This is a genomic window from Yersinia fenwicki, assembly GCF_043099325.1.
In the GTDB taxonomy this organism is placed as follows: Bacteria; Pseudomonadota; Gammaproteobacteria; order Enterobacterales; family Enterobacteriaceae; genus Yersinia.
In genome coordinates, this window is record NZ_CP170755.1 from 3,421,503 (window position 1) to 3,444,553 (window position 23,051).

Here is a 23,051-nt window from a genome sequence, read left to right on the forward strand (position 1 = left end):
CTACAAAATAATAATCAGTTCGTACTCTCCACCATCTAGCGCTACACGTAATCCATCCGGTTGAGAAGAGATAGGCGAGCCATTCAGTGTCGCAGAACTGATCCCCTGACAGCGCTGAGCCGGGCTTTCAACACGGATGGCATAGCGCGTGTTGGCAAGGTTAACAGTCGCTTCAAAACCCTGCCAACTGGCTGGAATACAAGGATTAATGACTAACTCTTTTCCTTGTCGCCGAATACCCAGGATACCTTCAATACCGGCACGATGCATCCAACCTGCTGAGCCGGTATACCACGTCCAGCCGCCACGCCCAACGTGAGGTGCGACAGAATAAACATCAGCGGCAACCACATAAGGTTCAACTTTGTAACGCTCAATTCCCGCCGGGGTATTCCCATGATTTATCGGATTAAGTAATGAAAACAAATCACGGGCTTTATCCCCTTCCCCTAGCTCGGCAAAAGCAAAAATCACCCACATCGCAGCGTGACTATATTGGCCGCCATTTTCCCGTAATCCCGGTGGGTACCCTTTAATATAACCGGGGTCGTCAGGCGTTTTATCGAACGGTGGAGTGAACAACAAGGCCATGCCATCGTTAGGGCGAATAAGATGATGTTCGAGCGAGGTCATCGCCTGCACTGCTCGCTGCGGGTCTGCCGCTCCAGATAACACAGCCCATGATTGGGCGATAGAATCTATGCGGCACTCTTCGCACTCTTTGGCCCCCAACCAACTGCCGTTATCAAAGGTGGCACGTCGATACCACTCACCATCCCACGCTTCCCGCTCCAATGCCGCGATTAAGCCAGTAAGATGGTGTTGCCATTGGCTGGCCCGCTGCGGATCACGCTCTTTTGCCAGCGGAATAAACATTTTCAGCGTTGCCACCAGCAACCAACCTAGCCAAACACTTTCACCTTTTCCTTCCTCACCAACCCGGTTCATCCCATCATTCCAGTCCCCCGTTCCCATCAATGGCAGACCCAGTTCTCCTGTCAGTTCAATGCATTGATCCAACCCTTTGGCGCAGTGTTCAAACAGTGAGGCGGTTTCTTGCGCCACCAATGGCTGGAAAAAGGCATCGTGTTCGCCCGAATGCAATATCGGCCCTTCGAGGAAGGGTACAATTTCATCCAGTACCGCGCCGTCACCACTGGCAAGAATATAAGTGGCTGTTGCATAAGAGAGCCATACCCGATCATCAGAGATTCGAGTACGCACCCCCTGCCCTGAATGGGGTAACCACCAGTGCTGAACATCACCTTCAATAAATTGTCGCCCGGCCGCACGTAGCAGATGGTGACGAGTCATCTCCGGCTGAGTAAAGGTCAGCGCCATACCATCTTGTAGTTGGTCGCGGAATCCGTAAGCGCCGCTGGCTTGATAGAACGCCGATCGTGCCCAAACCCGACATGCCAGCGTTTGATACAGCAGCCAACCATTGAGCATGATATCCATTTGTCTGTCCGGCGTTTTCACCTGAACCGCCTCCAACACTGTACGCCAGTATTCAATGACTTCAGTCAGTACGGCATCCAGATTGGCAGTGCGATAGCGCATAATTAACGCCTGCGCTTCACTCACAGAAGGGCACTGCCCCATAAACCAAACGACTTCAACCTGCTCACCGGCGGCCAGTTCAATGGTCTGTTGTAATGCACTACAGGGATCGAATCCCGCCCCTGTCACGCCAGATAGTGATCTTTTCGCCAAGAGTGAAAATGGGGCAGCACTATTGCCATAGTGGCCGAGGAACTCGCTTCGGTCAGCGGTCCAGCCACTCTGCTGCCCATTGAGGTCGGAAAAGGAAATTCTACCGGGGAAAGCGGTGCTCCACGGATTACGCGCCAACATCGCGCCGGTTGTCTCATCTATTTCGGTAATAATAAAGGGCCCAGTGGCGCCGCGCGATGTCGCCAATACCCACTCGGCATAGGCCGTTACTGAGATACGCCGTGGTGTATCTGACATATTATGTAATGTCAGGCGAGATATCTTGATCGGGTCAGCCAGCGGTACATATTGCAGTAGCGCCATGCCAATACCATTAGCCTGATGCTCAAATCGGCTGTAGCCACGGCCATGTCGAGTAATGTAAGTGCCACCATCACGAATAGGCTGCGCCGTCGGGCTCCACAGTTGGCCGGAATCTTCATCGCGTAGATACAGGCATTCACCAGATGAATCGATAACTGGATCATTTAACCACGGCGTTATCTGGTTTTCCCGACTGTTTTCAGCCCAGGTATAACCACTGCCGGTCGCGGAAACTTGGAAACCAAAGGCCTGATTAGCAATAACATTGATCCAGGGTGCCGGTGTGTTTTCTCCGTCATTGAGGCAGATGACATATTCCCGTCCCTGTTGACCAAAGCCGCCCAGCCCATTAAAGAATTCCAAATTATCCGGTAGCGGTAATAATGTTTTCGATAACGGTAGCTGTGCTGTGATCGGTGGACTGGCAGATTTAACCAGAGAAAAACCTGTTTTTTTATCCTGTTCAATCAATCGCTTATCAGATATTAATGATTTCTTATCCGATGAGAATAATTTTTTAGCGGACGGAAGCATCTTTTTATCCTGCGTGAATAATAGATGATTCAGTTGATTGCCCAATGTGCCATAACGGGCTGAGAGCACCACTCGCGCGACAGAGCGCAGTAATGCGCGTGTTTCGGCACTCATCAGGTCAGCTCGCAAAGCATAGGCAGACCCTTGGCGAAGTTCATCGCCAAAACGAGGGCGTGACTGGCTGCTGCGCACCGCGGTTTCAATGGCGATTTGCAAATCCTGTACATACGAAGAGGCTCGCTCGTTGATGATAACCAAATCAACCGCCAGACGTTTCATGCGCCAGTACTCATGTGCGCGCAGTAATTGCCGCACTTGCTCAATGTCTTCGATATCTTCAATGCGCAGTAAGACTATCGGTAAATCGCCGGAGATTGATTGCGACCACAACATTGACTGGATTCCCGCACCCCGCATGATAGTTGTGGACGGCGAGCGGAAGCGAGCATCGGCATACAAAATCGGCGCAGCGAGTTGCTGAAAATCAGCGGCTTCTTCCGCTTTAATTTCCAGATGGCGCAATTGCACCTGGGCCTGAGTCCAGGCCAGCGTTTTAGCACGATCATATGCGCTGCGGTCACGGTGTTTATCCACCATATCCAGCAAGTCCTCTTTTGAAGAGGCAATCAGTGTCCAGAAAGAGACCGTGATGGTCTTACCGGCCGGGACCAGTAAGCTTTGGCGCAGTGAGAATATCGGATCGAGCACTGTTCCCACCGTATTTGACAGCGACGCCCCCGCTTGTAGTGCTGTTGAGGTGGCAACCCGATGACCACGGCCAATAAATTTTGCTCGGTCCGATTCATATTGCAATACAGACATTGGCAAGCCATCAGCCACCGCGAAATGCGCCGCCCAGACCTGAGGCTCTTGTGCCGTCCGAGGCCGACGAGTGGCAATTAAGGCCCCCAGCTCAGGTAAAAACTCGGTCACGACAAACATTTTGGCGAATGCCGGATGCGCATTATCGGCTGAGGCTGCCGCAAGCACGACTTCAGCATAAGAGGTCAGTTCAATCTCGCGAGCACGGCGACCGGTGTTTAGCAATGAAACGCGACGAACTTCACCATCATCTTCACTGGAAATCAGGACATTCATGGTGCTGGTGAGTGTGCCATCGCGACAGATAAACTCAGCATGATCCTCACCAAAAATCACCTCGCGATGCGCATTATCACTGGCGGCCAACTGTGCCCCAGCCGACCAACTGCGACCACTTCGTAAATCGCGCAAGAAAATAAAGGAACCGTAATCATCACAGGTAGCATCTTCTCGCCAGCGGGTGACGGCAACATCCAACCAGCGGCTATAACCGGCCCCCGCGGTGGTCAGCATCACAGCATAACGCCCATTGGATAATAGATGAGTGACCGGCGGCCCGATAACCGGCGAAGACAGACGGCGCACTGTCGGCAACGCGCTGTCCGCCACCGCTGATAGCAACACTTCTTCGGTACGTGGATAGGCAATGGCCACATTACGCGGCATGCGTTCTTGTAACAATAACTCGCAGGCCTGAATCATCGGTTCATGATGGAAGCGATTACGCATCCGTCCCTGTTGCACGGTATTGGCGATAGCCACAATAGTCATCCCCTGATGGTGCGCCATATAGTTACGCACAATCACTACGGGTTCGTTTTCCGGCAATCGGGAGCGCGTAAAGTCTAACGCTTCATAAAAACCATAACGCCCCAGTGCCCCCATATCGGCCAGCCGCTCATAGTTTTGTAATGCACCATGAGGGTCAATCATGGTAGCCAACCCCGTCGCATAAGGTGCGATGACGGTGTTTTCTGATAAACCGCGTTTTAACCCAAGTCCCGGCACACCAAAATTAGAATATTGATAGGTAAACTCGATATCGCGCGCACTGTATGCCGACTCAGAGATCCCCCACGGGATATTTAAGCTACGCCCATAAGCCTGTTGCCGCTCAACCACTAATTGATTGGTTTGCTCTAATAGGCTCCCTGCGGGCGCCCGCATCACTAATGATGGCATCAAATATTCGAACATCGAACCTGACCATGAAATCAGCGCCGCACCTTTGCCGATTGGTGTTGCAGCCCGCCCTAAACGGAACCAATGACGCGTCGGCACATCCCCTTTGGCGATAGCGAATAAACTGGCAAGTCGCGCTTCAGAAGCCAGTAAGTCATAGCAACTCGGATCAAGGCTGTTATCCACCAGCGAATAGCCGATAGACAGTAACTTACGTTCGGGATCGAGTAGGAAAGCGAAATCCATCGCCAGCGCCATATGGCGAGCTTCGGCCGCTAACTTGAGCAACCGGTCATTCACCTGCTCCTGCACTTCTTGGGTCAATTGTTGGTCATACTCATGTTCTGCGGCAGCAACAATCAGCGCCTCAATCCAATAACTCAAATCAATAAAAGCATGATCATCGATTGGGCGAGCGACACCGTGCACCATCGCAGCGGCTTTCGCTAACAGAGGTTTCAACACCAGCGGTAACATTTCAGCTTCGCCGACATCTTTTAAATCCAGACGAATTTGCTCCAGTACTGCCCAGAGTTTACGTTTAAAATCAGCATCACCCGGCGGGAGTTGTCTAAACGATGCTTCAGCCAGCAACAGGTTGTCCATCAATCCCTTGGCCCCGTTAGCCGCTAAGGGTTCTGTGGTCCACTCTTCACAGGTATTGGCCAGTACAATCAAATGCCCGGCCAAATTCCCACTGTCAACGGAGGAAACATAAGCCGGTTCCAGTGCGCGCAGATCTTGCGTCCCATACCAGTTAAAGAAATGCCCACGGAAACGCGCCAATTTATGCAAGATTTCAAAAGTGGTTTCCAACCGTACCAAAGTGCGATACGTCCCCGCCCAACCAAAATCACGGGCCACCACAGTTGAGAGCAAATACAGGCCCATATTCGTCGGGGATGTGCGGTGTGCCACCACTGGTTTTGGGTCCTCCTGAAAATTATCAGGCGGCAGCATATTCTCATCAGGTGTGACAAAAGTTTCGAAGAAACGCCAGGTACGGCGTGCGATCAGTCGCAGCTCGGGAATATCTTCCCCAGTCATCGGTTTATGCGATACCACTTGATGGGCGCGACTGGCCCACAATGCAATGGCAGGGGCAAACAGCCAAAGTAGCGCAAAAGGCAAAATCAACGGCCAGGCGGCGGGAGAGATAATCAGTGCAATGGCGGCCATCAGCAAACCAAATAATGTACCACCGGCCATATGGCGATAAAAACCGGCTAAACCGGGGCGCGGCTTTCCTGCGGATTGGGCCGCCGTCGTCCACTCCAATAAATTCCGATGCGTTATAAACAGGCGAATCAGTGTGCGCCCAATAGCATCTACCATTTGCCAGGCATGGTCAGCCAGAAAGACCAGCGAAAGTAATATCTGGCTACCGGCGCGTTTGGCATCATCTAATAAAGAACGTAAATGATTGCTAAGTCGAGTATTTTGAGGCGGCCATAATGAGAACAAAATCGGCAATAAAGAGGGTAAAGCAGCCAACACTACCACCACTAGCACGCCGCCCCATGCGGCTGGCATGGGGAGCATCCAACTGCCCCCCAGCAACAACAAGGTAAAAGGGGCAACCAGTGAACGGCGCAGGTTATCAACCATCTTCCAACGGCCCAGCAGCGGGATATTTTGATTGTTTTTACTGTGTTTGATAATGGATGGTTTGATAATCCAGGGCAGTAACTGCCAATCACCCCGCGTCCAGCGGTGTTGGCGCTTGCTAACAACGTCATAGCGTGCCGGTGACTCTTCAACCACTTCAATATCTGAAGCTAAGCCCGCACGGGTAAACACGCCCTCAAACAGATCATGACTGAGCAAGGTATTGTCCGGCACCCTACCTGCCAGTGAGGCTTCAAACGCATCAACATCATAAATGCCTTTGCCGGTGTAGGAGCCTTCACCAAACATATCCTGATAAACATCGGAAACCGCAGCGGCATAAGGGTCGATACCACCGGGGCCGGAAAAGGCCCATTGATACAATGAACCGCCTTTTCCCATAGGCAATGCCAATGTCACTCGCGGCTGAAGAATGCCGTAGCCATCAATAACCCGTTGTTGATCAATACTAAAACGTGGCCGATTAAGTGGATGTGCCATTTTGCCTATTAAACGCAGCGCCGCATCACGCGGAAGGCGGGTATCAGCATCCAGCGTAATCACATAACGAACACCTGCGGGCACCTGCGGTTCACCAGCAGCAGTGGCAATAAATGAGGTATCTGTTGCTCCGCGTAACAGGCGGTTAAGCTCATGCAACTTGCCGCGCTTGCGCTCCCAGCCCATCCAGCGGTTTTCACTTTCATTAAATATGCGCTGACGATAAAGCAACAGAAAACGCGGGCCAGCCGGGCCGGGGCCATATTGTTGATTCAGCCGGGCAATGGCTTCATCGGCCAAAGCCAATAGTGGGCCGTCACTTACCAATACCTGCGTTTCAGCATCAACCCCATCAAGCAGCAGCGCAAAAGTCAGAGAGCCGGTAGTACCCGACAAATGATGAACTTCCAGTTGCTCTATTTGCTCCAGTAAATCAGCTTTACTGGTCAACAATGTGGGCACCACCACTAAGGTTCGCAACTCATCGGGAACATCACTGGTCAGTTCCAGCCCCGGCAAAATCGTGGCACCAAAGCTCCAGGTAATGACGCGGTTAACCAACGCAGTTGCCACCTCAGTCGCCGGAATAAACCCGACTAAGGCAAATAGCACCAGCCATCCGACTGCCAAACCAGGTAAAGAGAGCGCCCACAATGCCAATGCAAGCAATCCAACCGTAACCAGTAAAATCGCACCTATGTAACCGCCAACACCCAGGCTGATGCTCAGGCGGCTGAACCATAATCGCATTGAGGGGCTGAATCTGATCTGATTTTCTAATTCACGACGACCAGCGCCAATCAAGTGATAACCGGGGTCGCGGCAGCGATCAACATTTTCCGGTTCCGCGGTGGTTACCGCATTCTGCGCCGCTTGTAAGGCAAAGTTGGCAATTTCCAGTTCAGTGTAAGTCGAGCCACGGCATAATTGTTCTATGGCACTGCGATACAAATTGCGGGTTTGAAAATCCATACTGGCAAAGGTACTTCCTTGCCGTAAACATTCATCAACCAGACTGACACTCTCAAATAAATCAGCCCAATCAATATCCGAAATCATCCTCATGCTGGTAATCACATTTCGGACCGAAACATTAGATGCCCCCTGCCGTAATTGGGCATGCTGTACTACTTCGCTGATCGTGACTCCTTGTAACTTCAGCCGATCTTCCAGCCATCCCAGTGCGGGGGTCGTGCGCGGATCTTGATCGCGTAGCCGTTTTGCCAGCTGGGAGGCAAATTGTTCAGATAATGGCTCCGTTGAGCGCATCGCAATATCGGACTCTAGAGCTAACCGGCTATCCCCTGCGGCCAATAACCGATTTGCCAATGCTTCGGCATCTGCACGCGCTTTGCGCCCTTGCGTAATCTGGTCAGCAAGGCGACGTAAGTTTTCTATCAGCACAATACGCAGTGTAATCGCGACCGCCCATAGCTCACCGATAGTCAGCGGTTGAACACGCTGATACGCCATAATAAAGCGGCACAATACCTCGGGGTCCAAATGGCTATCGGTGTGTGCGACAAAAGCCCAGGTAATACCCAATACACGTGGGTAACCCGCAAATGGGCCATTTGCCAGTTTGGGCAATTGGCGGTAATAGCCCGGCGGTAAATCGTCGCGAATCTCGCGGATCTGTTCTTCAACCAGATGATAATTATCTAGCAACCACTCAGCCGCAGGTACTACCGCACGGCCTTTTTCTAACTCTGCGGCACTGGCTCGATATGCCGCCAGCAATGTATTGGCATTATCATTAAGGCGGGCATGCAAAGTCGACACCCGCGGTGGGTGGGGCGTTATCGACTGAGCTTTAGCAAGGCTTTCAGCATGTTGCTCCAATCGCTCGACACTGAATAACTCTTCCCTGACCGGCGCTAAATCATGCCAAGGTGTGACTGTAGTTCTTGATCCCAAAATGGATCGTTGCCCAAGAATAGTCTTTAGAAATGATTTCATAGGTACCTTTCTGGTCGGGTGCTCATACAGTCTTATGGCAATCTGTATAATTAAAGATCGGGGCGAGCCGCATGGTCTTGAACAGAAAACACCCTTACAGGCAGGATGCTGTCAAAGATGCTGAGTGAAGGTAGAAAGCAAAAGACTGATACATAAAAACGAACAGTCAAAAAAGAGGCGAGTAAAGGCTGACGTTATGCATAAATATGCGACAGCGATAAAGCTGAATAGTATTAACTATAGCTCAAAGAAAGAAATACGGATCAGAGCATAAATAAGATAAATAAAACAAATGATTATAGATATAACCAGAGAGGAAATTATCAGACCTGCTGTCTGGGTACAATGACATCGGCAGCAGGTGTTTCAGAAGCTAAATGCTATCCTGGAATTTTCGCGCCTTGGCAGTTTGCTGTTTTTCCAGTTCAAAAATAGCCCGTTGCAATCCTTTTTCTTGGATGGGGCTTAAACGCGGGAATTTAAAACTCAAGCGCTGCACAGTGAGAGTTTCACCTTTGTTATTCACTACTTGTTTATCGATAGCTCGGATAAACTGCAAATCCAACTTAAAAATACCAAAACCACATAAATCAACTGACACATCACGCAGAATGCCACAATTCTGGACAGGGAATTCACTACCTTTCACGGCATACACTCCCATTCCCCCCAAAGAAACATCAGCTAATGTGTATGAGAATTTACTGCCGTCAGCGAATTTGCCTGCACAATAATAGGCAGGCCACTGAGGAATATTGATCCGGAAATACTCCCGACGTTGAATAAAGTAAAGGCTGTCAGGAATGAAAGTACTGAAAGCAGGTAAAGATAAATATTGTATTTCTTTCAGTGGATTGCAAATAAATTCAATTTTTGCACCTGTCGGCTCTGCAATGATTGTCAGTTGGCTGGCAGCAAGTGCCGCAATGTTCTCAGCAGCTACACTGCCAAAATCAAAAATAAATTGATTCGTCTCAGGAACGACATCCAGAATACGGCTAATAAATTGCCCGCGAGCATGAACTATCATCACTGCGGTATCATTCTTCTTTAAATCACGAAGAATTGCACAGATCGCTAATTTATTGGTTTTTACAAAATTCTCTTTAGACGTTTCGCTCACCAGACATCCCCATCTTTAATTTATTGCTCTGGATACCCAGATTATTATTAATAAGCATATAAATATCAGACATCGTTATCGGCAGACTTTGGCGAAACTTTAGTTATTATTTTATAAAATGTGAGTCCCTGGAGTGGCCACACGATGATTAGGCACACCGTTACAGCCTAAATAGACCATAACGGTATTTTGTCAAAGCTAATTCAAGGTCCAGTAGGATTTATTCGCTTCAATTAAATCGTCTAAAATCAGCTTCGCGACTTTGGCACTGGGAATAGTTTTGGATAATGTCAGTGCTTGCCACAATTTTTGGTAGGACTTTTCAATCCACGCATCTACCACCAATTTTTCTACCGCATGCTGCTGATATAACAGGCCGCGCTGGAAAGTCGGAATATCACCAATAGCTAATGGCTCTACCCCCTCAGCCCCCACCAGACAAGGCACTTCCACCATCGCATCATTATCGAAATTACTGATAGCGCCTTTATTAGGCACAATCAATAACATGCGACGTTTGGTATTAAACGCAATCGCTTGTGCCAGATCGACGATATAAGACGCATGTTCATCAATTTTGAGTTGAGTATTGACAGCACTCCCCTCTGCAATAATTTTGCGGCATTCGTCAAATACGAACTTTTCCCGACCTTCCATCACTTCATTCGCTCGGGAATGGTCAGGTGAGGTATGCGCTACCATATCGTCGCCGTACAAATAATATTGCAAATAAGTATTTGGGAAGCTGCTGGGGTCTAGTGCAAAACTATCCCGAGCTTTAGCAAAAGTTTCATTCCAGCTGATCTCTTCTTTACCCTCACCTTGCTCATCAGCATAACCATATTGTCTTACGTGTTCGGCCAATTTCGGCATTAAGTCTTCGCCGGTGGCTTTATCACGTACTGAACTCCACCAGCCAAAATGGTTGAGTCCGTAATAGCGAGTTTCCAAATCTGCCGCAGAAGGATAGTGCAGTATTTTAGCCATTGCCTCTTCAATACTGATAGGCATATCACAAATATGATAAATACGAGCCGTAGGTCGTAAGCGGCGCGTCGCCTCAGCAACAATAGCAGCCGGGTTTGAATAATTTAGCATCCAGGCATTTGGAGAATATTCCGCCATATAATCAAGAATCTCCAGCACCCCGGTAATAGAACGCATACCATAGGCAATCCCCCCTGCACCACAAGTCTCTTGCCCAACACAGCCATATTTCATTGGAATTTTTTCGTCTTTTTCACGCATCGGAAGTTTGCCTTGCCGAATATGTGCCATCACGAAATCAACTCCGCTAAAAGCAGCTTTAGGGTCGGTGGTATAGGAAAACTTTATTCCGTTTGATTGCTCACGCAGAATAATTTCACAAGCTTTTGCGACAATCTCCTGGCGTGGGCCGTCATTGTCATACAGTTTTATTTCAGAAATAGGGAAACGATGTAAATTATCCAGCAGCATAAGAATAATGCCATGTGTATACGTTGAACCACCACCAGCAATCAAAATGGATGACTTTTTCATCTAAAAACTCCTTAATTCATCAACTCAGCAAATTTCTCATAAATATGAGTCACATTGTTGCCAACAATCACCTGCACATCATTGCCATTTTTATAAACCTCAATCGCGGAATAGGCTTTGAATGCGGTGCTGGGCTGAACCCGGCTAATGTCCTTTACCACTAATCTCAAACGAGTAAAGCAGTGGGTATAACTTGCAATATTATCTTTCCCACCTGCAGCTTCTAAATAAGCACTGGCACGTTGTTGGAACTCATTACCCTGACTTTCGCCTTTTTGTTTATAATCTTGTTTTGAGTAAAGTTTGAGATCGCTATCTTCACGCCCCAAGGTTTTGAAATTAAATTTCAGAATCAAAACACGGAATATCAAGAAATAAACACCACTGAAAATAAGGCCGACAATAATTTGGGTAATCATGACATTGGCGTGGTTACTGAACATTGGAATCCAGTTTTGTGTTGCCCACTCAAGTATTCCAGAACCAAAGTTTCCCACTACCCCCAAGCTATACATCACCACGGTCATAGTGGCGGAAAGCATGGCATGGACAACAAATAACGCCGGAGCAATAAACAGGAAGGTAAAGTCCAGCGGTTCAGTAATACCGATAAACATGCTGGTAATGGTTGCCGGGATCAATAACCCCGCCACCTTGGCTTTATTTTCTGGTTTCGCCGTACTGTATATTGCCAACGCCATTCCCAAACCACCAAATACCGCCCCATTGCCCTGCATAGCAAAACCGCCAGCCGGGAATAGCTGTTTTAAAGGTTCAGTCGATTGGCTGAATTCTTGTAAATGGGTTAACCAATACAGTGTGGTACCGCCAGGTACAGCGACATCTGTATATTGGAAAGGGCTATAAACAAAGTGATGCAGACCGGTAGGCAATAAGATCTTTTCCAAGAAGATATAACACCAGATACCAAAATTACCGGCATGCAAAATGAAACCTTGCAATGAAATCATGCCTAACTGCACTTTTGGCCATAGCATTAATGTTATAAAGGCCAACGGAAGCATGACAATAAAACCAATAATATTAACGAAGGCTGCGCCCTGGAAGATGCTGATATAATCAGGTAATTCAGTTGAGTAATAGCGGTTATGTATCCAGGTCACCAGGCTGCCGCACAGAATTGCGCCAATTACACTGGTATCAAGCGTTTTAATCCCACCAATCATCGCCAGACCACTGGTGCCGCCGGTCTCTTGTGCGAAATTAACCCCCCAATGTGCGCCCCAGACTTCACACATTGCCCCGAGGAAAGCGTTAAAGGTCAGATAAGTAATTAATGAGACTAAACAGGCAGAGGCTGGTACTTTATTTGCCAATTTAATAGGTAAGCCAACCGCAAATAACAACCCCATATTGTTGAATACCGTCCAGCCACCGGATTCAATAATTTTCAATAGTTGGAAAAATAGACCATCTGGGCTGGCAAAGGTTGGATTTTGCAGTACCAAAGATAGACCGACTATCATCCCGGCAAAAGGGAAGAGTAGCACCGCACCGAGCATTGCCCCGCCAAACCGATTAAACGAACTTAACATGACAGCTTCCCTCTTGAGTATGAACAGTCATCACTCTATGGAATCGTCAGGTTATGATTTGACGATTGATAAAAATATGTGATCACGATTGCATTAAATCGTTAGTCACACTTGTATATTATTTTCTTCAAAGTTAGACATTTAAGCCATTTTTTATACCGACTAAATTTTATCAGCTATTTATCAATTAGTTGAAAACACATTCGTGATAAGCATCTCCACCAAAATAGGTATGAAAATGGTATATAAAAATCTAGTCACTAATATTCGAAAGCTAATAAATCATCAGGATGTTTCTGTGGGTGATTGCTTACCCTCTGAAATTCAGTTAGCCGAACGTTTTGGTGCGTCACGAATGACGGTCAGGAAGGCATTAGAAGTTTTAATTCAGGATGGTTTATTAGAGCGTCAGCAAGGCCGGGGCACCTTTATTATCGGGAAAGATCTTAAACACGATAATAATCATCTGAACAGTTTTACTGAACACATGAAAATGCTCGGTAAAACACCCCATACGGAGGTATCTGAATTCAAAATCATCAGAGCTCCACAGGCTATTGCTACCCAATTAAATATCCCACAAGATGATAAAATATATTATATCAAGCGATTACGCTATGCCGACAAACAGATCATTCAGATAGAAGAAAGTTATTTGCCAGTGACTCTGATGCCGGATTTAACCTATCACCATCTTGAATCATCAAAGTATGATTTTATTGAAAAACAGGCTAATTACCAAATTGAGGGCTGTCGGCAAACCTTTTTACCGATTGTTGCCAGTCAGGAATTCGCTTTGCAGCTTCATTGTGATCCGCGTACGTTATTGCTGCAACTATTGGCGGTATCGAATACCACGGATGGGGTGATTGTGGATTTCTCGGTAATTACTTTTAATCCGACTGATTATAAAATAAGTTATTATCTTAAACGCCACCCGCTAGATTAAATTTAAAAATAAAGCGACATTGGCGAATGCCAAATATCGCTTTATTGAATAGCGCCGATACGTAATAAATTAATTACGAACTAAATCATCGCCGTAGCCAATCCACTTATAGGTTGTCAATGCATCCAACCCCATTGGGCCACGGGCATGGAGTTTTTGTGTACTGACTGCCACTTCTGCGCCCAAGCCAAACTGCCCACCATCGGTGAAACGCGTGCTGGCATTGACATAAACGGCTGATGAATCAACCGCGCGAACAAAATGTTCAGCATTGCCGAGTGAGCGAGTCAAAATAGCATCAGAATGACTGGTACCATGTTCACGAATATGGTCAATGGCAGCATTGATATCAGCCACAATCTCCACATTAAGATCAAGAGATAGCCATTCATCATCATAATCAGCAGCTTCTACAGCCACGACCCTGGCTTTACCTTCCGCCAAAAATGGCATAGCTTGCGGGCTGGCATGCAGTGTCACACCAAACGCATACATTCTGTCACTCAATATCGGTAGGAAACGCGCGGCAATTTCTTGGTGAACAAGCAAGGTTTCCAATGAGTTACATGCACTTGGCCGCTGAATTTTAGCGTTTTCAATGACTAATAAGGCTTTCTCAAAATCAGCGCTTTCATCGACAAAAGTATGGCAAACACCGATGCCTCCGGTGATAACAGGAATAGTCGATTGCTCACGACACAATTTATGCAAGCCTGCTCCGCCACGTGGGATCAACATATCGATATAGTTGTCCATCCGCAGTAATTGAGTCACTAACTCACGATCCGGGCTTTCAATCGCCTGCACCGCAGCGGGGGGTAAACCACATTGCTCCAGTGCTTGCTGGATAACTTTTACTGTTGCCTGATTGGTATGGTGCGTCTCTTTACCACCGCGCAAAATAACCGCGTTGCCTGTTTTCAAGCATAAACTGGCCACATCAATCGTGACATTAGGGCGTGCTTCATAAATGACACCAATCACTCCCAGCGGGACGCGGCGGCGCTCAAGTTTTAAGCCACTGTCGAGTAAGCTACCGTCAATCACCCGGCCAACAGGATCATTTAGGCGGCATACCTGACGCACATCATTCGCAATAGCAGCTAAACGCGCAGGACTTAGCAGCAATCTGTCCAGCAGCGCCTCACTCATACCGCTGTTACGAGCAGCCGCCATATCTTGTTCATTGGCCTGTAAAATGACCTGACTTTCAGATTCCAGCAAATTAGCAATCACGGCCAAAGCTTGATTCTTTTTTGCCGTACTCAACATCGCCAATTGCCAGGAAGCCTGTTTAGCGGCTTTCCCCATCTGTTCCAGCATGCTCATGCTTGCTCCTTAGCTGACAATCATATCGTCACGATGAACAGCCACCGGGCCATATTCATACCCGAGGATTTCACTGATTTGTTGCGAATGGTGCCCCGCCAGCATACGTAAGGCATCACTGTTATAGCGCGACACGCCGTGAGCCAAATCGCGCCCACTAAGATTACGGATACGAATTACCTCACCGCGCGAGAAGTTCCCCACCACACTGCGAATGCCTTTTGGCAGCAACGAGCTGCCGCGCTCCATTATCGCGGTTACCGCGCCATCATCGACGGTAATTTCACCGGCGGGCGGTGCACCAAAGATCCAGCGTTTGCGGTTTTCCAGTGGTGTTTCCAGCGCGTGGAATCGAGTGCCAACCGGCGTTCCCTCAATCACATCAGCAATAACACCCACCTGACTACCCGCGGCGATCACTACATCAATACCGGCACGGCAAGCGACATCAGCAGCCTGTAATTTTGTCGCCATGCCACCGGTGCCAAGACCAGAGACACTATCGCCTGCAATCCCGCGCAAAGCATCATCAATACCATGCACTTCGCGAATTAATTCAGCTTGCGGATTATTACGTGGATCAGCAGTGTATAGCCCGGCCTGGTCTGTCAGTAGCAGCAACTTATCGGCACCAGCCAGAATCGCCGCCAATGCAGAGAGATTATCGTTATCGCCAACTTTGATTTCAGCCGTGGCAACAGCATCATTCTCATTGATAACCGGCACTATGCGGTTATCCAGCAAAGCATTCATGGTGTCGCGGGCATTTAAAAACCGCTCACGATCTTCTAAATCAGCACGGGTCAGCAACATCTGGCCGATATGAATGCCATAGATTGAGAACAGTTGTTCCCACAGCTGGATAAGCCGACTTTGTCCGACTGCGGCAAGCAATTGCTTCGAAGCAATCGTAGCGGGCAATTCCGGATAACCCAGATGTTCACGCCCAGCTGCAATGGCGCCAGAGGTGACAATAACAATACGATGACCTTTTGCGTGTTGCTGGGCGCACTGGCGCACCAATTCAACAATATGGGCACGATTAAGACGACGGGAACCGCCCGTCAGGACACTCGTCCCCAATTTCACAACCAATGTCTGGCTGCCACTCATAATTTTTCTGCCGTTGGGATGTAAGAATAAAAGAAAGGGTATAGGAGTCTTTTTAACAGGTGGGAGGCGTTATGCCAAGCACTTTGCGGATCGGCGTCTTAATTGGCATTGCAGGTAGGGTATAAGCCTGCAATGCCCGTTAAACAGGTCTATTTTTATGCCGACAACTTAACCGGCTGCTCGCTAAAATCTTGTGCTGGCTCCAATCTCATTTCAATGGAAGTCAGCATCTCGGCGAGGCGTTTATGGAAACCACGTAATGTGGTCTCCAGTTTCTCTTGTACTTCAGGATCTTTAATCTTTTCAGCTTTCCAGTTGCCATCTTTATTAAACAGGCCGAGCTGGTAAACATAGGTGAAATGATCAGCCGCTGGTTGCAGCTCTATCCACCATCCCCAGAACTCACGCTTCTCTGGAGCAAGCTTCACATTGACGCACACAGCCAAACAATCAAAGAAAAATCGGTCGTTCTGGCACTGCCCTTCACGCAGGTATGGCCCTAAAGCTGCAAAACGTTTCATAAGCTTGCTTTTAGGATGAGCACTGGTTGACGTCATTCTTAAATCTCCTTATGTAGACTCACCTTTTTAGCAAACTGTTAAAAATTAGCAACTCATTAACGCATTTTATCTTCTAACCATTGGCTGGTTTGCAATAATGCGCGATGGAAATTGTCATACAGCGGTGTTGATGATATGGGTAATAATTTGCCATCAGCAGAAGAAGAACAAATGAGTTTAGCTTCCTCTTTCGGGCTGAAAGGGTCGTTTTCCCAGAAACCAGCCAACATAGGCGTTTGGCAACGTCGCCCTAATAACCCTTGGGTTTTTAAAGAGTAGCGGTTCATTTCTGCTCTGAGTATTTCATCCGCAGCATCTGCCATTCCCAAACGACTGGCCATCACATCCATATACATATCAGGCATTTTGTGCTGGCTATCCGCGTTGCACAAAAGATGATGCACAATTGGCCCGAGGCACGCCACTGCGCGCACACGCTGTGGTTCCAGATAACCCAGACGTACCGCCACGTTGGCACCGAAACGAAAACCAAAAACACTGACGCGTAGGTGATCAATCCACGGAATATTGGGTAATGCCTGCAACACTTGCTGATGCAGGAAGCTGGTGTCCTGAGTGAGTTTCCACTTTGATGAAGCCCCGACGGATGGCAGATCGATGGTCAACATGGCTATCCCTTTGGGGGCCAGATAGTCGCGGAACAGGCGATGATAATCGCTTTGCAAAGTATCCAGCCCACCGCACATCAGTACAGTAGGGAATGGCGCACTGCCGAGGGTCGGCATATGCAGGAAGCCGGTAAGCGTACCGCCATCAGAAATATCAAAACTGAGTTCTTTCAAGGTGTAAGGCAAATGCTTGGCCGCTTCTTCATATGCACGGTTAGACAGCACCTCCACTTGCTCGGCCAACTCATCCCCTTTCAAATGCGGATAACCGGCAATGCTGTATAAATTTGCCGCATTCAACCAATACTGGCCGGCATGCATAGGGTCAGCTTCTTCCATGGCTTTTTGCTGCCATTGCATCCCCTGATGGGCCCATTCATAAATCCAGTTGCCATTGCGGTAACCCACCACCGTATCGAGCAGTTCGTTATCAGTGTGTTCCGCTTTCGAGCAAGCAATGCGTGACAATACCTCTTCGATCTCCAGAGGATCGACACCACGCCACGTCCAGATTAGGCGGTTTATCATGCGATACCAATGGCTGGTTGTGTCCCCATCCAGCGCCGAATGAACATTCATTGCATTGTTGCAATGAGCGTGCCGCACTAACGTTGAGGTTTCAGGATGCTTAAATTTTGGTTTGAATAGAATTTCAGAAAGGTTGGCTTGTGCCATGATAAAAATAGCCTCCATAAGCCGTGATTCAAGCCCATTAGGGCTGGTCAGATGGAGTCAAGTGTACTCATACTACGGGGAAAATGAAACGCCCGGTAGGCCCGGGCATTTAAAGCGAGCTAAATTACTTACCGCTTAGTGGGGCAACAAAGGTTACCGCCATATCCCAAGGTTGCTCAATCCAGGTACCCTGCGGAATATCAACCTCATAGTCATCAACTAATGGGCGTCCAGCAGGTTTAGCAAAAATGGTGACAAAATGTGCTTTCGGATACATTTCGCGGATAGCTTTCGCGGTACCGCCAGTATCAACTAAGTCATCAATCACGATAAAGCCTTCACCATCGCCTTCAGCACGTTTCAGGACTTTAAGCTCGCCTTGGTTATCATGGTTATAGCTGGCGATGCAAACGGTGTCGACATAACGAATACCCAGCTCACGCGCCAGAATACCCGCTGGTACTAAGCCACCACGGCTAACCGCGATGATGCCTTTCCATTGTTCAGCAGGCAATAAACGACTTGCCAATCTGCGGGCGTGAATTTGCAACATATCCCAGGTAACAACGTATTTTTCGCTCATAAAGTGTAATCCCAGCCAGTATAGAAGTGGCTTGCCATGGTTCAGAAGGGGAAAAAAGGTTGCGCGAGATTATAGAGAGCCAGCCGGATAAAAACCAGCAATTATCCGGCTAATTAATCGAGTCAGTTACAGTTATTGTGTGGCGATACGCGCGTAATACCAATGAAAGTGATATTCTCAAACTATCTCGCCATCTTAATGGCGGTGTATCACAACCCTTAAAATCTTTAGTCATCAACCCAATAGCATCTCTGACATCTCTACTGTGAGGTTGCCGATATGAGAATGCTGTTACAGGAGACTTACAGTGTCTGAACTGTCTCAACTTTCGCCTCAGCCGTTGTGGGATATTTTCGCAAAAATCTGCTCGATCCCTCATCCGTCTTACCATGAAGAAGCGCTAGCACAACATATTATGACCTGGGCCAAAGAAAAAGGTCTGCATGCCGAGCGTGATAAGGTCGGTAATATCCTGTTGCGTAAGCCTGCTACCAAGGGGATGGAGAACCGCAAGCCTGTTGCCCTCCAAGCCCATCTGGATATGGTTCCGCAGAAGAATAATGATACGGTGCATGACTTTACCAAAGACCCTATTCAGCCTTATATCGACGGTGAATGGGTTAAAGCCCGTGGCACCACCTTAGGTGCAGATAATGGTATTGGTATGGCCTCCGCGCTGGCGGTACTGTCTGACGATAGCGTCGAGCATGGCCCGTTAGAAGTGCTGCTGACCATGACCGAAGAAGCCGGTATGGATGGTGCATTTGGTCTGCAACCTAACTGGTTACAAGCCGATATTTTAATTAACACCGACTCCGAGCAAGAAGGCGAAATCTATATGGGTTGCGCCGGTGGTATTGATTTTATTACCACTTTAGCCCTAAAGCGCGAAGCAATCCCCGCCGGTTATCAGACGCTGAAACTGACGATTAAGGGTTTGAAAGGCGGTCACTCAGGAGCTGATATCCATTTAGGACTAGGCAATGCCAATAAATTGCTGGCTCGTTTCCTGTTCGATCATGCCAAAGAGTTAGACCTGCGGATACTGGATTTGAATGGCGGCACACTGCGTAATGCTATCCCACGTGAAGGTTCTGTGACTCTGGCAATTGCTGCAGACAAAGTCGATCAGTTGAAAAGTCTGAGCCAAGAGTATCTGGCCACCTTGAAAAATGAGCTGGCCGCAGTTGAAAAAAATCTGACTGTACTGCTTGAGCCAACATCTATTGATGCCAAAGCCCTGACCAAAGATACGCAGCAGCGCCTGATCGCTTTATTGAATGCCACACCAAACGGTGTCATTCGTATGAGTGATGCGGTGAAAGGCGTGGTTGAGACCTCACTGAATGTGGGCGTAGTAACCATGAATGAAAATGAAGCAGAAATCATTTGTCTGATTCGTTCCCTGATTGACAGCGGTAAAGATTACGTCGTCGGTATGCTGACGGCTATTGGTCAGTTGGCTGGCGCTGAAACTTCACCGAAAGGCGGCTACCCTGGCTGGCAGCCAGACCCAAGCTCACCGGTGATGGCGCTGGTGCGCGAAACCTACCAAAAGCTGTTTAACAAAACACCTAATATCATGGTGATCCATGCGGGTCTGGAATGTGGTTTGTTCAAAAAACCTTATCCGGATATGGATATGGTATCGATTGGGCCAACCATGACTGGACCACATTCACCGGATGAACAAGTTCATATCGAAAGTGTGGGTCAATATTGGCAATTACTGACGGCGCTGCTGAAAGCGATTCCTGAGCGCGCATAAGCTGAATTAGCTAACTTTTAATACCAATAATAATGGCGGGCCTAATGGTTCGCCTTTTTTCATAATACTTTCAGCGTTATTCCCAACTCAGTAACAATTGCCGCTCAAGTTGTGGGTCGAGCAACGTGACGTGTAAACCGACTAGTCGAACCCCACGCCCTGCGCGGCGCTCATTCCATGCTGTCCGTGCCACTTGCAATAAATCGGCTTTATTCAACTGCGGCCAAACATGCTCTTGTGTCGTTTGCTGAAAATCATGAAATTTGAGTTTCACCCCTTGTCGGGCAATATGCAGATCGGGCCTGACTTTGCGAAGACGAGTCTCCAGTTCAATATAAAGCTTTTCAATCAATGACTCACAGCTTTCCCAATCATGAATATCTTCGGCTAGTGTTTGCTCGACCCCGACTGATTTACGTAAACGATCAGGAGAAACCTCACGCTCATCAATACCGTGGCTGCGCTCCCACAACACATGACCAAACTTACCAAAGCGCTTTAATAATTCTGCCTGCGAATAGTTTTGTACATCACTACAGGTTATCAGCCCCAGTTCTTGTAAACGTTTTGCGGTCACCTTGCCCACCCCGGGAATTTTACTCAGCGGTAAGTCGCGTAAGAAAGGCAATACCTGATCCGGGGTTATCACATACTGGCCATTGGGTTTATTTAAATCAGACGCGATCTTGGCTAAAAACTTAATAGGGGCAATACCCGCAGAAGCCGTTAAATTAAGCTCCATCGCAATGGATTGGCGGATTTCTTGTGCTATTAATGTGGCGGAGCCACTGCATGCCTGACAATCAGAGACATCCAGATAGGCTTCATCTAGCGAAAGTGGCTCAATTAATGGGGTATAGCGCGCAAAAATCTCACGAATATGCTGCGAGGCTTCTTTATACGCCGCCATTCGGCCGGGGATCACTTTCAGTTGTGGGCAAAGTTTCAATGCCATAGCGGTGGGCATCGCACTGCGAACTCCATAACGGCGGGCGGGATAATTGGCGGTACTAATCACACCGCGCCGGTCACGGCTACCGCCAATCGCAATAGGAATATCACGCAAGCTGGGATCGTCACGCATTTCGACTGCCGCGAAGAAGCAATCCATATCGACATGAATAATTTTCCGCATGTTTATCTCCCAACCAAACCACTGTATAAGAATACAGTTAAATCGGAGAAATTCAAGATTATCCTAGATCCTGACCACGCAAATTTCGTGATAGCGAAAAACTAGCCCGGAAGCAGAGCCACCGCTTCAATCTCTAAGGCCACATCATGATGCAAAATGGGCACTGGCACCACGCAACGCGCGGGTTTGTGTGGCCCTAACCAGTCAGCATAGAGCACATTGAAATGTGGCCATAGGGCAATGTCACACAGATAAACTCGCACCTGAACCAAGCTATATATACTGCAATGACAATCCGTAAGTATCCCCTCAATATTAGTAAATACCTGCTTAACCTGAATATCGAAAGGTTGATTTGATAAGGCCACTCCCTGTGGCGTGACAGGCAATTGACCGGAGAGATAGATCATACCCCCCGCACAGACAGCATGGCTATAATGGCCCGCCGGCGGCAGGCCTGATGTTGAATTTATCAAGATAGGCTCAGACATCATAAAGGCTTATCAATAAAATGGGCCAAACGCGCTAAATCGACATTACCGCCCGAAATAATGATCCCAACGCGTTTACCATGCAAATCCAACTGGTCACCAAAAGCCACTGCAGCCCCTAAACAGCCAGTGGGTTCAACCACAATCTTCATTCGGCTGGTAAAAAATTTCATCGCTGAAATTAACTGATCATCAGTCGCAGTCAGAATATTATCAACTCTCTCCTGAATAACCGGGAAAGTGTAGTGACCCAAAGCCGGTGTTTGCGCGCCGTCCGCAATGGTCACTGGCGTTTCAATCTTAACAATTTTTCCACTGCGGAAACTCTGTTGCCCATCATTACCCGCGGCAGGTTCCACCCCAATCACTTGGCAATTGGGGTAGAGCGCTTTGGCGACTGTGGCACAACCGGACAACAGCCCCCCGCCCCCAAGGGGTACCAGCAGCACATCTAACTCACCCACTTCTTCAAATAATTCTTTCGCCGCTGTTCCCTGACCCGCCATCACATCCGGATAATCGTATGGCGGGATTAAGGTTAGCCCCTGTTCCTGCGCCAGTTTATTGCTAATAGCTTCGCGATCTTCAAGGTAGCGGTCATACAGCACCACTTCACAGCCATAACCACGGGTTGCTGCAATTTTAGCCGCTGGCGCATCTATAGGCATGACGATAACCGCGCGAATGCCCAGTTTACGAGCAGACAAAGCAATAGCTTGTGCATGATTACCCGACGAGAAAGCAATAACTCCTTTTGCTTGCTGTTGCGGCGATAATTTCACCAGCGCGTTATAGGCCCCTCGGAATTTGAATGCCCCCATATGCTGGAAATTTTCGCATTTAAAAAACAGCTGCGCGCCGGTCTGCTCATTGGCAGTGGATGAGGTCAAAACTGGAGTTTTGAGCGCAATCCCAGTAATCCGCTGATGTGCTAGAACAATATCGTCGTAACAGATTGCTAATGGGGCCATCT

General features: G+C 48.2%; 14 protein-coding genes. 2 read left to right on the top strand and 12 right to left on the bottom strand.

Annotated elements, in window-relative coordinates; genetic code table 11:
- From ACF3VQ_RS15645 to ACF3VQ_RS15660, 4 genes are all read right to left on the bottom strand, one after another.
- Entirely contained in the window at positions 1–8,646 is an 8,646-nt protein-coding gene (locus ACF3VQ_RS15645) for a GH36-type glycosyl hydrolase domain-containing protein (protein WP_392432074.1), read from the bottom strand.
- A 373-nt stretch (positions 8,647–9,019) separates the two neighbouring features.
- Positions 9,020–9,769 carry a flagellar brake protein gene (locus tag ACF3VQ_RS15650; protein ID WP_392432075.1) on the bottom strand — a complete coding sequence of 250 codons (750 nt, stop codon included), beginning with the start codon at positions 9,767–9,769 and terminating at the stop codon, positions 9,020–9,022.
- Positions 9,770–9,967: 198 nt separating this feature from the next.
- Complete coding sequence (locus ACF3VQ_RS15655; RefSeq protein WP_392432076.1) at positions 9,968–11,290, bottom strand: 6-phospho-alpha-glucosidase; 1,323 nt, start codon at positions 11,288–11,290, stop codon at positions 9,968–9,970.
- Between the two features lie 11 nt (positions 11,291–11,301).
- Complete coding sequence (locus ACF3VQ_RS15660; RefSeq protein WP_392432077.1) at positions 11,302–12,846, bottom strand: alpha-glucoside-specific PTS transporter subunit IIBC; 1,545 nt, start codon at positions 12,844–12,846, stop codon at positions 11,302–11,304.
- A gap of 238 nt (positions 12,847–13,084) precedes the next feature.
- Here ACF3VQ_RS15660 and ACF3VQ_RS15665 point away from each other — a divergent pair, with 238 nt between their 5' ends.
- Positions 13,085–13,795, top strand: coding sequence for a GntR family transcriptional regulator (locus tag ACF3VQ_RS15665; protein WP_392432078.1), 711 nt, complete (start codon positions 13,085–13,087; stop codon positions 13,793–13,795).
- Between the two features lie 69 nt (positions 13,796–13,864).
- On the opposite strand, the gene proA is transcribed toward ACF3VQ_RS15665, so the two are convergent.
- From proA to gpt, 5 genes are all read right to left on the bottom strand, one after another.
- Positions 13,865–15,118 carry a glutamate-5-semialdehyde dehydrogenase gene (gene proA / locus ACF3VQ_RS15670; RefSeq protein ID WP_392435624.1) on the bottom strand — a complete coding sequence of 418 codons (1,254 nt, stop codon included), beginning with the start codon at positions 15,116–15,118 and terminating at the stop codon, positions 13,865–13,867.
- Positions 15,119–15,133: 15 nt separating this feature from the next.
- Positions 15,134–16,237 carry a glutamate 5-kinase gene (gene proB / locus ACF3VQ_RS15675; protein WP_005167536.1) on the bottom strand — a complete coding sequence of 368 codons (1,104 nt, stop codon included), beginning with the start codon at positions 16,235–16,237 and terminating at the stop codon, positions 15,134–15,136.
- A 155-nt stretch (positions 16,238–16,392) separates the two neighbouring features.
- Positions 16,393–16,794, bottom strand: a complete 402-nt coding sequence (gene crl / locus ACF3VQ_RS15680; protein ID WP_392432079.1) for a sigma factor-binding protein Crl — start codon at positions 16,792–16,794, stop codon at positions 16,393–16,395.
- Positions 16,795–16,853: 59 nt separating this feature from the next.
- On the bottom strand, positions 16,854–18,101 hold the full coding sequence (frsA, locus tag ACF3VQ_RS15685; protein WP_392432080.1) for an esterase FrsA: 1,248 nt from the start codon (positions 18,099–18,101) through the stop codon (positions 16,854–16,856).
- Positions 18,102–18,225: 124 nt separating this feature from the next.
- Complete coding sequence (gene gpt, locus ACF3VQ_RS15690; RefSeq protein WP_392432081.1) at positions 18,226–18,684, bottom strand: xanthine phosphoribosyltransferase; 459 nt, start codon at positions 18,682–18,684, stop codon at positions 18,226–18,228.
- Between the two features lie 307 nt (positions 18,685–18,991).
- Between gpt and pepD the strand changes: the two genes are divergently transcribed.
- Entirely contained in the window at positions 18,992–20,452 is a 1,461-nt protein-coding gene (pepD, locus tag ACF3VQ_RS15695; protein WP_392432082.1) for a beta-Ala-His dipeptidase, read from the top strand.
- 76 nt (positions 20,453–20,528) lie between these two features.
- Here pepD and dinB read toward each other — a convergent pair whose 3' ends face one another.
- The 3 genes from dinB to ACF3VQ_RS15710 form a co-directional block, all read right to left on the bottom strand.
- Positions 20,529–21,587: a DNA polymerase IV gene (gene dinB, locus ACF3VQ_RS15700; protein ID WP_019081353.1), complete on the bottom strand. Its 1,059-nt coding sequence runs from the start codon at positions 21,585–21,587 to the stop codon at positions 20,529–20,531.
- Positions 21,588–21,688: 101 nt separating this feature from the next.
- Positions 21,689–22,081 (bottom strand): RidA family protein, encoded by a 393-nt coding sequence (locus ACF3VQ_RS15705; RefSeq protein WP_392432083.1) that lies wholly within the window; start codon positions 22,079–22,081, stop codon positions 21,689–21,691.
- Positions 22,078–23,049, bottom strand: coding sequence for a threo-3-hydroxy-L-aspartate ammonia-lyase (locus tag ACF3VQ_RS15710; RefSeq protein ID WP_392432084.1), 972 nt, complete (start codon positions 23,047–23,049; stop codon positions 22,078–22,080). The genes ACF3VQ_RS15705 and ACF3VQ_RS15710 overlap by 4 nt, the downstream gene beginning before the upstream one ends.
- Positions 23,050–23,051: the final 2 nt, after the last annotated feature.

Bases quoted from the DNA above. Each gene is read 5' to 3' on its own strand.
- ACF3VQ_RS15645 (WP_392432074.1), bottom strand. From the start codon at position 8,646: ATGAAATCATTTCTAAAGACTATTCTTGGGCAACGATCCATTTTGGGA.
- ACF3VQ_RS15655 (WP_392432076.1), bottom strand. From the start codon at position 11,290: ATGAAAAAGTCATCCATTTTGATTGCTGGTGGTGGTTCAACGTATACA.
- ACF3VQ_RS15660 (WP_392432077.1), bottom strand. From the start codon at position 12,846: ATGTTAAGTTCGTTTAATCGGTTTGGCGGGGCAATGCTCGGTGCGGTG.
- ACF3VQ_RS15665 (WP_392432078.1), top strand. From the start codon at position 13,085: ATGGTATATAAAAATCTAGTCACTAATATTCGAAAGCTAATAAATCAT.
- proA (WP_392435624.1), bottom strand. From the start codon at position 15,118: ATGCTGGAACAGATGGGGAAAGCCGCTAAACAGGCTTCCTGGCAATTG.
- proB (WP_005167536.1), bottom strand. From the start codon at position 16,237: ATGAGTGGCAGCCAGACATTGGTTGTGAAATTGGGGACGAGTGTCCTG.
- crl (WP_392432079.1), bottom strand. From the start codon at position 16,794: ATGACGTCAACCAGTGCTCATCCTAAAAGCAAGCTTATGAAACGTTTT.
- frsA (WP_392432080.1), bottom strand. From the start codon at position 18,101: ATGGCACAAGCCAACCTTTCTGAAATTCTATTCAAACCAAAATTTAAG.
- gpt (WP_392432081.1), bottom strand. From the start codon at position 18,684: ATGAGCGAAAAATACGTTGTTACCTGGGATATGTTGCAAATTCACGCC.
- dinB (WP_019081353.1), bottom strand. From the start codon at position 21,587: ATGCGGAAAATTATTCATGTCGATATGGATTGCTTCTTCGCGGCAGTC.
- ACF3VQ_RS15705 (WP_392432083.1), bottom strand. From the start codon at position 22,081: ATGATGTCTGAGCCTATCTTGATAAATTCAACATCAGGCCTGCCGCCG.
- ACF3VQ_RS15710 (WP_392432084.1), bottom strand. From the start codon at position 23,049: ATGGCCCCATTAGCAATCTGTTACGACGATATTGTTCTAGCACATCAG.